Raw genomic sequence first — 13,142 nt, forward strand, 5'->3', positions numbered from 1 at the left:
AATTCATCTTTTCATTTAAACAAAAATTAAAACGACACTTCAAACACCTCTTTAATAGATGCATGCAGGATTATTATCTGTAAAATAAATATGGACAGGTGGTGGTTATTTTTCTTTCGACTTAAAATACCGCCGCAGCAAAACCTTTTTTAAATCGCGCACAATAACCTGATGAGCAATAATTTCGATGTGTGAATAATGAGGTAGTTCCTGTTCGGCCCGTGCAATTTCACGGTCGGTAATGTCCACCTGGTAAAGCACTGAAAGCAACTTATCGTAGTTATACTGAATAAGACCTGTTATTTGGTCTGAAAGCTGACGGTGCAGTTCTTCGTAGGCATTTTCCACATCTCCCGAAAAAGTAATTTCCACGCCAAACATTCCAAAATCTTTCATAACCTGGCTGGCAGTTTCCTTAACTATTTCAGCTCGATCTAAAAATTGGCTGACATTATCATTTCTTACCTGAGGAAATTCCATAAAATACATTTCAAAATTGGAGGTTCAATGTACAATAAAACATCCAAAACCTGAAGTAAGAATGAAAATAATCCCGGCCATCAAGTAAAAATTCGGGCACTGTTTACAAAAGAAATTACTTATTTTAGCTGCTGAAAGAAACTTAAAAAAACCAATAACAATGAAAAATTTATTTACTGCCATCATCCTGTTTTTTGTTTCAACCCACATGAATGCCCAAATGGCACCTGCGCCTGAGGAATTTAACCATTCCGGAATTAGCATTGGTGTTGTTGTTTCTGACCTCGACAAATCGCTTGATTTTTATACCAATGTAATTGGAATGACACAAACCGGGGCATTTGGTGTTAATGGCGAAAATGCAAAAGAACTGGGTTTATCTGACGGACGGTCGCTCGATGTTAAAATATTGAAACTTAAAGACAGCCCGCAGGCCAGCGAGTGGAAACTGATGAGCTTTGGAGAGAAAGCCAATCACCCAAAACAAAACTACATTCACGACGATACCGGGATGCAGTACATTACACTTTTTGTGACGAATATTGCCCCGTTTCTTGAAAGAATGAATAATCACAACGTTGAGATTTTAAGTAAAAAACCATCCACTCTCGATGATGGCCGGAAATTCATCCTCGTTCAGGATCCGGATGGTACATTCATTGAAATTATCGGTTCAAATTAGCCTTTTAATAAATTGATTGAACACCCCGGTTTGGTAAAATCAGAACTCCCCCAATGCATTGTTATTTGTTAATATTGTGGTTAAAATTCATTATTTAATTGCATAAATTTTGTTAGCTTCGAATAAAACATAAATTTGTTCGAAACATTTTTTTCAGAAAAAATTCATGAGCAATAATAAATCACATTACCGCAGTTTGACCCTGGGAGAAGAAATCTTCAACAGTATCACCCACGGAATTGGAGCCTTGCTGAGCATAGCCGGCCTGGTAGTTTTAACCGTTTATGCTGTTAACAAAGGAAACACCTGGCACGTGGTCAGTTTCTCCATTTTTGGGGCTTCGCTGTTTTTACTCTACCTCTCTTCCACGCTGTACCACAGTTTTACAAAAGCAAAAATTAAAAACCTGTTTGCCCGGTTCGACCATGCCGCTATCTTTCTGCTCATTGCCGGAACCTATACCCCATTTGTGCTGACCACCATACGCGGTCCGCTCGGATGGACACTTTTTGGAATTGTGTGGGGATTGGCAGTTATTGGAATTGTCATTCGCTCCATTTATCTCACGCGCTTCCGAAAACTTATGGTAGGCGTTTATGTTGCCATGGGCTGGATGTTTCTGGTGGCCATTGTGCCCATGATAAATAACCTGCCCGCTCAGAGCATTACTTTTTTATTTATCGGAGCCGGCTGCTATTCACTGGGGGTAATTTTTTATGCCTGGCGCAACCTGAAATACGGACACGGAATCTGGCACTTGTTTGTGCTAGGAGGCAGTATTACCCATTTCTTTTCAGTGCTTTACAGCCTAAATTAAAGTACCATTCCCCCCCTTAAAAAATCGCCTTTCAAAAAAGTTAAGCAGTAATCGGCAAAAAGTATTCCTGCAAATTGCTGTCATTTAATTTAATTATTTCATTTTTGTATTGTTTCCAAAAAACAGTAAAAATGAAGTTTAAATTTTTATTGATAACTGCCCTGATTTGGGCATTTGCATTCAGCACCAGCGGGCAGCAAAAATATGCACTTGTTATTCATGGCGGCGCTGGAGTAATGTCAGAATCAGCCATGAGCCCGGAACGACAGACGGAATACAAAGCCACACTGAACGAAGCACTCCTGCTTGGCGAAAAACTATTGAAAGAAGGAGCTGAAGCCCCCGATGTAGTTGTAGAAGTTATCCAGGTGCTTGAAAATTCGCCGCTGTTTAATGCTGGCAAAGGAGCTGTATTTACCAGCGAGGGTAAAAACGAACTGGACGCTTCCATTATGGAAGGCAAAACACTGAATGCAGGAGCCGTGGCCGGAGTGCGTGATATTAAAAATCCGATAAAGGCGGCGCGCGAAGTGATGGAACACTCTGCACATGTTTTTCTGAGTGGCGGGGGAGCTTCGGAATTTGCCAGAGACCGAGGACTTGAAATGGTAAAAAACAAATATTTTTTTACTGAATCGCGCTATCAGTCGCTAAAACAGCTGCAAAAAAGGGAACGCGAACGTACCGAAAAAGACAACACCGGAACAGTGGGCTGTGCGGTGCTCGACACTTACGGAAATCTTTGTGCAGGCACGTCAACCGGCGGAATGACCAACAAAAAATATGGCCGCATTGGCGATTCACCCGTTATCGGCGCCGGCACTTATGCCAACAATAAAACGTGCGCTGTTTCGTGCACCGGACACGGCGAATATTATATCCGGCTGGGGTTTGCCCGCGACATTTCGGCACTCATGGAGTACAAAAATATGAGTGTAGCAGAAGCTTGCCGCGAAGAAATCAGAAAGCTCAGCGAAATGAACGGAACGGGAGGTGTCATCGGGCTAGATGCCAACGGAAACATCGCCATGGAATTCAACACCAGCGGAATGTTTCGCGGCTATTTAAAATCAACCGGTGAAAAAGAAATTGCCATCTTTAAAAATGAATAAGAACAACAGACAAGAACTATGAAATTTCTCTTTCCAACATTTCTCTTTGCACTATTTGCAGTTATTATTCCTGTTATCATTCACCTGTTCAGTTTCAGGCGGTATAAAACAGTTTATTTCAGCCATGTTGGATTTCTGAAAAACATAAAAAAAGAGTCGAAAAGGGAATCGCGCCTCAAGCAAATTCTCATGCTAATTGCACGCATTCTCACCATTGTTTTCCTGGTTTTTGCTTTTGCACAACCTTACATTCCTTCGGGAAACGAAACCCAGCAATCGTCAAACAACATTGTGGGAATTTATGTTGACAACTCCTTTAGTATGAATGCCCTGTCGGAACAAGGCCAGCTACTGGAACGCGCCCGCAACAAGGCCGCCGAAATAGGTCAGGCCTATCCTCCGGGCACAAAATTCAGGTTGTTTACCAACGACCTTGAACCGCGCCACCAAAACCTGTTAAACAGGGAACAGTTCATCCGGCAGGTGGCTGATATCAGTTCCTCGCCCGGGGTCATCCCGCTTTCATTAATTTATAACAGGCTGAATATTGAAACCCAGAATAACGAGGAAGACGCTCAAAATACGCTCTATTTCATTTCCGATTTTCAGCGAAGCATAACCGATCCGGAAAATTTTGAAGATGAATCCACTTTCAGCTATTTTCTTCCAATGACTCCCAACCAGGTGAACAACCTTTATATCGATTCATGCTGGGTGGAAGTGCCTGCCCACGGATTAAACCAGGAAGAGAATATTTTCGTGAAAATAAAAAACAACTCGAACGAAGATTACCAAAATCTTCCGTTAAACCTCTACCTCAACGATTCGTTAAAATCGATTACCAATTTTTCGGTTGATGCCCAAAATGAAATTACAGCCAGCCTGAAATACACCAACACCAGAGGAGGAATTCAAATGGGCAGGGTCGAAATAACCGATTATCCGTTTACGCACGACAACACCTGGTACCTCAGCTATTACGTGGAGCCAAAACTCAAAGCGCTGGCCGTTTACAACAATAGCCAGGAGTCGCAGGAAGGATTGGATTACATCGCGGCACTTTTTGAAAACGACGACTATGTTGAACTTGATCAGATGAACATACAGAGCCTGCAAATCAGCCGGCTGGCAGAATACAATACCGTTTTTCTGGTAAATCCCGAAAGTTTTTCTTCCGGTTTTTTAAACCAGCTCGCGGCTGCCACCGAGAATGGTTCGTCTGTGGTTTTATTCCCGCACAAAGGCGAAAATCCGTCGTTCAACAATACGTTTTTATCACGGTTTGGGGCGGCCACTGTTAACGGCACTGATACCACCCGGCAGGAAATTTCGGGCATCGATTTCGACAACCGGTTTTTCAGGGATGTTTTCAGGGAAAGGGAAGACAACGCGCTGTTGCCGGAAATTAACGGGCATTTAAAATTTCAGGAAAACACGCGCACTGCCGAAACCAATTTGCTGTGGTTTCAAAATGGCGACAAAGCCCTGTCGGTTATGCCATACGGCAAAGGAAAAGTGTGGACCTTTGCTTTTCCGCTGAATAAAGAAAATGAAGCGTTTGCCCGCGATATTTTGTTCGTGCCATCGCTTTACAATATTGTGCTGAACAGTTTACCCGATCAGCAAATTTCGCAAACGCTGGGTACAGACAACACTTATCTGCTGCCTGCACGGAGTAATGTCAGCCTGGAAGAATCGCCCGAAATTGAAAACCGGGAAACCGGCGATCGGTTTATTCCCGGCGTTAACATTACCGAACAAGGCACCCGCCTCGACCTGGGAAATCAAATTGAAACTGCCGGCCATTACCTGGTAAAAAATAACGACAAAACCATTGCGGCGCTGTCTTTTAATTACGACCGCCAGGAATCCGACTTTCGTTTTTTCGGTACGGAAGAATTAAAAAACAGGCTGGAAGCAGTCAATCTTCAAAATGCATCAGTAATTGAAAATGTAACGGAAAATTTCTCAGAAACCTACAATGAACTCAGCAAAGGAAAACAGCTTTGGAAATGGTGCATTTTACTTGCCTTGTTTTTCATTTTAAGCGAAGTTTTAATCGCCCGTTTCTGGAAAAGTTAATTTTGAAAACCGAAATTAATTTCTGTGCTTTTTAACACTGCCGGGAATTTTGAAAATCTCCCCGAAAGTTGTAAATCTGCAACCAAATTTTAAAAAATCTATCATGTCAAAATTATCATCAAAAGATTACATAGCCAAAGAGGAAAAATTTGGCGCCCACAACTACCACCCCCTGCCTGTGGTGTTATCGAGGGGTGAAGGCATTTTTGTGTGGGATGTGGAAGGGAAACGCTATTACGATTTTCTGGCGGCCTATTCTGCTGTAAACCAAGGACACAGCCACCCAAAAATTATCGAAGCCCTTACCCAACAAGCTTCAACACTTGCGCTCACCTCGCGCGCTTTTTACAACGATGTGCTGGGCGACTGGGAAGAATACATGACCAAACTGTTTGGTTACGACCGCATGTTGCCCATGAATTCAGGTGCAGAAGCAGATGAAACAGCGCTCAAACTGGTGCGCAAGTGGGCATACAAAGAAAAAGGAATTCCGAAAAACGAAGCCAAAATTGTGGTGTGCGACGGCAATTTCCACGGGCGTACCATCACCATTGTTTCCATGTCTTCAGATCCGGATGCACGAAATCATTATGGCCCCTACACGCCCGGTTTTGTAAATATTCCTTACAACGATTTGGAACGGCTGGAGGAAGAATTAAAAGATCCGAATGTGGCAGGTTTTCTGGTAGAGCCCATCCAGGCCGAAGCAGGCGTTTATGTGCCTGAAGACGGTTACCTGAAAAAGGCCTCGGAACTGTGTAAAAAATACAATGTGTTGTTTGTGGCCGATGAAATCCAGACCGGCCTGGCACGCACCGGCAAAATGCTGGCCTGCGACCATGAAAATGTGCGCCCCGACATCCTCGTTTTGGGAAAAGCACTTTCGGGTGGTGTTTACCCGGTTTCGTGCGTACTTGCCGACGACGAAGTGATGCTCACCATAAAACCAGGAGAACATGGCAGCACCTACGGAGGAAATCCCATTGCCGGGAAAGTTGCCATGACGGCGCTCGACATAATCCGGGAAGAAAAGCTGGCTGAAAATGCCGACAGACTTGGGGAGCTGTTCCGGAAGGAAATGAAATCAATAAAATCAGAAATGATTGAAACGGTAAGAGGAAAAGGATTGCTGAATGCCGTGGCCATTAAGCCAACTCAGGGAAAATCGGCGTGGGATGTTTGCCTGGCCTTAAAAGAAAATGGCCTGATTGCCAAACCTACCCATGAGAATATTATTCGCTTCACCCCACCACTGGTTATTACCGAAGAGCAAATGATGGAAGCCATCGGCATTATCAAAACAACATTTAAAGAGATGGGAATTTAACTTCAAAGTCAGCGGATTGCTGTCCCGATAAGACATTCAAAAAATCGTCACATTTTTAAAAGTGTGGCGATTTTTTATTGCTTTCATCAGTAATCTTTTATAGATTTGACTACAATAAAATCAATTTATCAGATTGAATTATAATCTTTTTAAAAGTAAAAATAATGCTATCATCAAATATCAAAGTTTTACGGAAGCGAAAAGGACTAACGCAGAATGACTTGGCCACGTGTCTTGAAATTAAGCGCTCAAATATAAATAACTACGAAAACGGGAAAATTACCCCTCCGGTTAATATTCTGATTGCCATTTCCGATTTCTTTCATATTTCAATTGATACGCTTCTACGGATCGATCTTTCTTTGCTCAGGGAAAGCCAGTTGCAAACCATTGAAAACGGAAGTGATATTTTTGTGAAGGGCAACGAGTTGAGAGTGCTTGCCACAACAGTAAACCCGCAGAATGAAGACAACGTGGAGCTGGTTTCCATAAAAGCAAAAGCCGGTTACACCACCGGGTATTTCGATCCGGAATTCATTGCCGGGCTTCCGGCTTTTCAACTCCCGTTTTTGTCCAAAAACAAAAAGTACAGAACATTTCAGATTTCAGGAGATTCCATGTTGCCCATAAAAGATAAAAGCTGGGTAACCGGTGAATTTGTTCAGGATTTCAGCGCTGTAAAAAACAACGGCCTGTACATAATTCTCACTCTGAACGAGGGAATTGTTTTTAAAAAAGTGGTGAATGAATTGAAAGAAAAAGGAACGTTCCGGATGATTTCAACCAACACCGAATATACTCCCTACGATTTACCCGCCAGCGAAATACGTGAAGTGTGGAAGTTTGTGCATTACATTTCGGATGAGTTTCCCGAACCGAACGATTCCAGCCAGCTGTTCAGCCAGATTGAACAGATAAAACAGGAACTAAAAAGCATAAAAGAGAAATTATGACGGCTCTTCGTGGAGTGCCTGATCCAGCTGTTTTTTGCATGAGGCACAAAACCGGGCATTTTTCTCATCCACGTCTTCAATGTAGGTGCTCGACCGCATCACACAAACCGGAGAGGTGCAGTGTGTTAAACCAAAGGTGTGCCCCAGCTCATGGATAATTTCTTTACAAAATCGTTCAAAAAGCAGATTTTCATCCTTTTTCATTCCGTAAAGTTCATTCTTCAGACGGTACAGCGAAACAATTCCCGCGTTTCCCTTGTAAACAGCCTGCCCTATAACAAACGTAAGAATGGGAATAAACAAATCGACCTGGAAAAGCCCGATGGTTTTCGCGCCGTTGTTACCATATTTTTCATGAATAAATTTGATGAGCTCGTTGGCATTGTACTGGCGGCGGCTGGGATCATAAAAGTGGGTAAGCACACCGTAATTAATATCGAAACCTACAGGTACCCCAAATTCAGATTTAACAGCGGCAGCAACTTTCTCCAAAAAATCGCTCCCAAACTGCCCGAATGAAATGAATAATATACGCTGTTTACTCAAAAAATAATTCTTTACAAATAATGAAAATCAATTCTTGTAACCCCTCCGGTAACTTTATGCAGAAAATTTATTATTTCCCGTTCGGATTTTTAAGGTCGTATTTTTTAATTTTATTGTACAATGTAACGCGGTCAACTTTCAGCACTTTAGCCGACCGGCTGATGTTCCAGTCAAATTTATTGAGTGTTTGCAAAATGTGTTTCTTCTCCAGTTCCGAAAGGCTTTCGGAAGAATCAACCGGCGCATTCGTTTTCATGGGCAGGTCTTTCAGCCTGATTTCTTTCCCGTTTCCTACCACAATGGCACGTTCAATCATATTTTCCAGCTCGCGCACATTTCCCGGAAAATCGTACTGCTCCAGCCGTTTCATGGCCGCAGGTTCAATGGAAATGAGATCGCGGCTCATATTGGTACAGTATTTTTTTATGAAATAGTTTACCAGCAGCGAAATATCCCCGGGCCGTTCGCGCAGTGGCGGAATATTAATATTGACCACATTCAGTCGGTAGTAGAGGTCTTCCCTGAAAGTGCCCTGTTCCACCATCTTTTTCAAATCCCTGTTGGTGGCGCAAATTACCCTGAAGTCAGACTTGATTTCCTTGTTACCGCCAACGCGCACAAACTTTTTGGTTTCGAGCACCCGCAGCAGTTCAATCTGCATTTTTCCTGAAATAGTGGCTATTTCATCAAGGAAAATGGTTCCGCCGTCGGCAATTTCAAAGCGGCCTTTGCGGTTGAACATGGCACCGGTGAATGCACCTTTTTCGTGGCCAAACAGTTCGCTTTCGAGCAAATCTTCTGATAAAGCACCGCAATGCACCGTGACCAGCGGGAAAAATTTCCGTGATGAATTGGAATGAATAGCCCTGGCAATCAACTCTTTACCGGTCCCGCTTTCGCCGGTAATAATCACCGATGAGTTGGACTGCGACACATTCTCCACTTCTTTGAGTACCTGCATCATTGACTGGCTGTTGCCTACAATGTCCTCGATGTTTTCGAGGTTCGTTTCCTTATTCTTGAAATTTTCAGCCTCAGCCTTTTGCTCAATTTGTGTGGCGGCATTCCGGATTAAATGCGACAGATCGTCCGGGTCGAATGGTTTTGTGATGTAATCGTAGGCTCCGTCTTTAAGTGCCTGAACAGCTGTTTCCACCGATGCAAAAGCCGTCATGATTATCACAATGGCTTCGGGGCTCAGTGTTTTGATGCGCCGGTGCATTTCCAGCCCGTCCATGCCGGGCATTTTAATATCGGCCAAAATAATGTCAAAGTTTTCCGATTCGAGCATTGTAAGTGCTTCCTTTGCATTTTCGGCACACTTCACCGTAAAACCATCTTCAATAAACCAATTGTAGAGTGAATCTCTGACCGATTCCTCGTCATCAACAATTAAAAGTGAAATTGCGTTTGTCATTATTCAGTTTTTAATTTTTTGCAAGTGGTAAAATTACCGACATCGTTGTTCCTTTTCCCTGTTCCGATTCAACATCCACTTTCCCTTTGTGGCTTTGCACAATTCCGTGAACGATAGCCAGGCCAAGGCCAATTCCGCTCGATTGCCTTTTGGCCGAGAAAAATGGCTGGAAAATGTGTGAAATGTCCTCGGGTGAGATTCCCACCCCATTATCAATTATATCAACTTTCAGGTGCTCGTCGTCAGGATTGCTCGTTTTTATAAGTATTTCAGCGTTATCGTCCACAGCTTCCGATGCGTTTACGAGCAATGCCAGGTAAATCTGCTTCATCTGGTTTTCGTTGCAGTAAACCAAATCGTTACCGGCATTCAGTTCCGTGTAAAAGTTGATATTTTTTATTTTCATCTGGTGTTCAATCAACTCATAGGTTTCTTTCAAAATATTGTGCATGTGGTTATCTGAAAAATCTTCCTGGTCTTTCCGCGAGAAATCCATCAACCCTTTCACAATTTCGCCACACCTTTTGGTCTCTGATTCAACCACCCTCAAATGTTTCAGCAACGATTCTGATTTATCGGGATGCAAATCCAGCCGGTTTACTTTTTTCGAAATCAGTTTAATGTAAGTTAATATACTTGAAAGCGGGTTATTCAACTCGTGTGCCACCGACGACGAAAGTTTCCCCAACGATGCAATTCGCTCAATATGAATTAATTCATTCTGAATTTCAGAAAGTTCTTCCGATTTCTTTTGCACTTTGTATTCCAGCTGGTGCGACCAGTTTTCGAGCTCTTTGTTGGCGGAATCGAGATTATCGAGCATGTTGTTGAATGCCAGGGAAACCATTTTCATATCGTCGAGCAGGTTGGGTTTTATTTCCAGGCGACGTTTGCGGTCGCCGCTGGCCACTGCTTCACTGGCTATTAAAATGGCGCTTAGGGGTTTGCGAATTTTCCGGTTGGTAAACAGAATTAAAAAAGCAACCAGCAAAAAAGTCGCCAATGCCGCCAGCAGAAAATATTCGGTTGACGATTTTGAAACCGCCGAATCCAGGGAGTTCAGCGGCACTTTTATAATTAGCGAGCCAAGCACTTCCTCATCGGGGCTGTGGGCATGGCAGGCAGCGGTGTAACACGAGGGTTCGTTTAAAATGGGCGAACGAATGAGCAACTGCCGGTGGCCCTGGTTTGTTACACTCATGTTGCAGGCCGATTCGAAATCAATAATCCGGTACGTTTTTTCGGTGTACGGAAACATTTCATTAAAATCAGTGTGACAGCTCTTGCAATCCGGGTCGCTGTGTACAAGCGTGTCGGAATACACAGAAGTATAAACCAGATCGTTATCCTGGTCGTAAAGATTTACCTCATCAACACCCGACATGTTATTGATTATATCGAGGGTGCTTTGAAGGGCATCGTCATCGTTTTTCAGCATGGAATAATAGAGCGAGCCTTCGATAATGGAACCGATATCGTTGCCACGCTGTCTGATTATTGTGTCGAGGTATTCGCCGTAAACCGAATTAAAAATTGCACCATACGCAAAATAAAGGATAAACGATAAAATGGTGATTATGTAAATCACGCGCGCGTATATCGACGATTTAAACCGCAAATATTTGTAGGCAAATGACTTTAACTTATTTCGTTTTTTGTTCGTCTTTTTCGATTTTGTCATCTTGATTTTCTTATAAACACATCAGCAGAACTACTTGCTATATATTACGAAAGCAGCAATTCTGCTACAAATCACCATCTGTCTTTCAATTCCTTTATAGTTTTGAAGCATCAATAAAATGCTTCTGAAAATCTTCCCACACTTCAGGAGAAAGGTTCTGCAAAACGGCATCAGAAAATTCACCTCCATCCTGATAAATCACATGGCCGGTTAAACATGAGGGCACCGATTCGGCAAAAAAATCGCGCAGCCGGACAAACTCACCTTTTATCCACTCCCTGTAATCCTGTGCCATTTTTAAAAACTTAATTTCGCGCAACCAGTTAGCAGGTTCAATGGCATAAACCCAGCCCTCTTTAAACGGCGAACTGTTCATTACCGATGGTTTGTCGATGAGCGATTCGTTCATCTGCCGGATGGTTCCCGAAACAGGCGCATAAAGCACAATCTGTTTTCCATTTTGAATCAGTGTCATTACCGGATCGTTCTTTTTAATTTTCTCACCCGGATTTTTCATTTTTATGCGTGTGAAAGTTCCGGTAACACGTTGCAAAAAGTCGTCAATTCCCAATCTGACGATTCCGTCTCTTTCCATATATACCCAGGTGTGTGTTTTGTCAAAATACAACCCTTCCGGGACCTGAAGCGAGTTTTCGGTAAGAGGTTTACGCATTTTCACGGGGGTAGTTTTCATGCCTTCTTCCACACCAGAACTCAACAAGGGCGGAATAAATATGAGCAGTCCGATTCCGGCAAAAAAAGCAACAATGAACAGTGCTACCCTGTTATTTGCTTTGCGTTCACCAACCGGCTCAACAATAAGTTGTTGAGGATGAAGCTTATTAAGTTTCGCAGGTCTCTCATTAGTGACCAGCTCGTTATAGCCGTTATTTTCAATAAATTGCTGGCCGTCGGTTAACACCCAACTCACAAAATCGGTTAAATTTTCGTTTTGGTGAACAGCCGGCATGATGGTATAGATATTCCTGACAAGTTCACCCGGATGTTTACCAATCCACACTCCACGCCTGAAATCGCTGAGGCTGTCATAAATCTTCTCGGTAAAATCAATCGCATTGTTTCCGTTTCGGTCGAGTGGCAAAAGTCGGATGCCGGCAATTAGTTCATCCTTTTCTGAATTCAGCACATCAGTCAAACGGCAGAAACCGATGGCAAATTTGTCTTCCTGAATAATTTTAATCAGCTCACTGGCTGGTTGTGCTGTCAATTCCTGAAAAACGGAAGGCATCACGTCGGTAAAAGAAGCCATTGCATCAAATACCGGAGCTTCATTAGCGACAAAAACCGTAGCAGAATTAGTTTCGTTGTTTCTCAGCAAAGTGCCCCAGGTGCCCGGTTCGGTACCAGTTAAAATTTCACTTAATTGAGCAGCGGAAATACCTTGCGCCTTAATTTCATCAAGAAATGGATTTTGAGCGTTAATTACTGGAACAACTATTTCGCGACCAATTAACAATTTTAAAAAGGACTGCTCCACTTCCAGGTCCGCTTTACCCGAAGTAAAGGCCAAATCAATTTCTTTATTCTTTAACTTTTTAAAATCAAATTCTTCAGCCGATTCAAACTGAAAAGTAATCCTCGGGTTTGTTCGGGAATATTCATTGGTGAGCGTTTCGGTAAGATTTGCCAGATCGCGTGTTGTCAGAACTGAAATTTTATCAGCAGCGGTATTTTGGGCTGTTATGCCTGTTGGCCCAAATAAAAGCATCATCAGCAGGCAGGTGTATAAAATATTTTTATTCTTCATGGCACTAATTTTTAGTTCTTCAAAAAATGAATTAGTTTTAAAAAAACTATTCAATACCGCTAATCCAATTATAATACCAAAGGGATAAACCAACACAAAACACTAGCCATAAGACATTTAACTAAAAATAATTTAATAATTAATCAATACAAACTGTTGAAATTATTTACACATAGTTTCATTTTAAAACTTTCAGACTGACCTGCAGGCAATTAAGCCTGTTGTTTAATTTTTATACAGCTGTATAAAATTTCAACACTATTTTGGAAAATTAAGC

The 13,142-nt window shown here is 42.5% G+C and carries 11 protein-coding genes; 6 read left to right on the top strand and 5 right to left on the bottom strand.

Features of this window, described 5'->3' with window-relative positions:
• Positions 1–105: 105 nt before the first annotated feature.
• Entirely contained in the window at positions 106–480 is a 375-nt protein-coding gene (locus BUC07_RS02595) for a hypothetical protein (RefSeq protein ID WP_139279447.1), read from the bottom strand.
• A 160-nt stretch (positions 481–640) separates the two neighbouring features.
• Between BUC07_RS02595 and BUC07_RS02600 the strand changes: the two genes are divergently transcribed.
• The 6 genes from BUC07_RS02600 (at position 641) to BUC07_RS02625 (ending at position 7,453) form a co-directional block, all read left to right on the top strand.
• The gene (locus BUC07_RS02600; RefSeq protein WP_073165122.1) at positions 641–1,162 is read left to right on the top strand and encodes a VOC family protein; all 522 of its coding nucleotides are present in this window, start codon (positions 641–643) and stop codon (positions 1,160–1,162) included.
• A 166-nt stretch (positions 1,163–1,328) separates the two neighbouring features.
• Positions 1,329–1,979, top strand: coding sequence for a PAQR family membrane homeostasis protein TrhA (gene trhA / locus BUC07_RS02605; protein WP_073165125.1), 651 nt, complete (start codon positions 1,329–1,331; stop codon positions 1,977–1,979).
• A gap of 131 nt (positions 1,980–2,110) precedes the next feature.
• On the top strand, positions 2,111–3,091 hold the full coding sequence (locus BUC07_RS02610) for an isoaspartyl peptidase/L-asparaginase family protein (RefSeq protein WP_073165128.1): 981 nt from the start codon (positions 2,111–2,113) through the stop codon (positions 3,089–3,091).
• Between the two features lie 18 nt (positions 3,092–3,109).
• Positions 3,110–5,173 (top strand): BatA domain-containing protein, encoded by a 2,064-nt coding sequence (locus BUC07_RS02615; RefSeq protein ID WP_073165130.1) that lies wholly within the window; start codon positions 3,110–3,112, stop codon positions 5,171–5,173.
• A 103-nt stretch (positions 5,174–5,276) separates the two neighbouring features.
• Positions 5,277–6,500 (top strand): ornithine--oxo-acid transaminase, encoded by a 1,224-nt coding sequence (gene rocD / locus BUC07_RS02620; RefSeq protein WP_073165133.1) that lies wholly within the window; start codon positions 5,277–5,279, stop codon positions 6,498–6,500.
• Between the two features lie 164 nt (positions 6,501–6,664).
• Entirely contained in the window at positions 6,665–7,453 is a 789-nt protein-coding gene (locus BUC07_RS02625; RefSeq protein WP_073165136.1) for a LexA family transcriptional regulator, read from the top strand.
• Here the strand turns inward: BUC07_RS02625 and BUC07_RS02630 are convergent.
• The 4 genes from BUC07_RS02630 to BUC07_RS02645 all read right to left on the bottom strand — a co-directional run bounded on the left by BUC07_RS02630 (position 7,448) and on the right by BUC07_RS02645 (position 12,865).
• Entirely contained in the window at positions 7,448–7,999 is a 552-nt protein-coding gene (locus BUC07_RS02630; protein WP_073165139.1) for an archaemetzincin family Zn-dependent metalloprotease, read from the bottom strand. The genes BUC07_RS02625 and BUC07_RS02630 overlap by 6 nt on opposite strands.
• Before the next feature lie 70 nt (positions 8,000–8,069).
• On the bottom strand, positions 8,070–9,416 hold the full coding sequence (locus tag BUC07_RS02635; RefSeq protein WP_073165141.1) for a sigma-54-dependent transcriptional regulator: 1,347 nt from the start codon (positions 9,414–9,416) through the stop codon (positions 8,070–8,072).
• Between the two features lie 10 nt (positions 9,417–9,426).
• Positions 9,427–11,097 (bottom strand): sensor histidine kinase, encoded by a 1,671-nt coding sequence (locus tag BUC07_RS02640; protein ID WP_073165144.1) that lies wholly within the window; start codon positions 11,095–11,097, stop codon positions 9,427–9,429.
• 94 nt (positions 11,098–11,191) lie between these two features.
• A complete protein-coding gene (locus BUC07_RS02645) occupies positions 11,192–12,865 on the bottom strand; it encodes a substrate-binding domain-containing protein (protein ID WP_139279448.1) in 1,674 nt (557 codons plus the stop codon).
• Positions 12,866–13,142: the final 277 nt, after the last annotated feature.

This window comes from Tangfeifania diversioriginum, assembly GCF_900141875.1.
Lineage (GTDB): Bacteria > Bacteroidota > Bacteroidia > Bacteroidales > Prolixibacteraceae > Tangfeifania > Tangfeifania diversioriginum.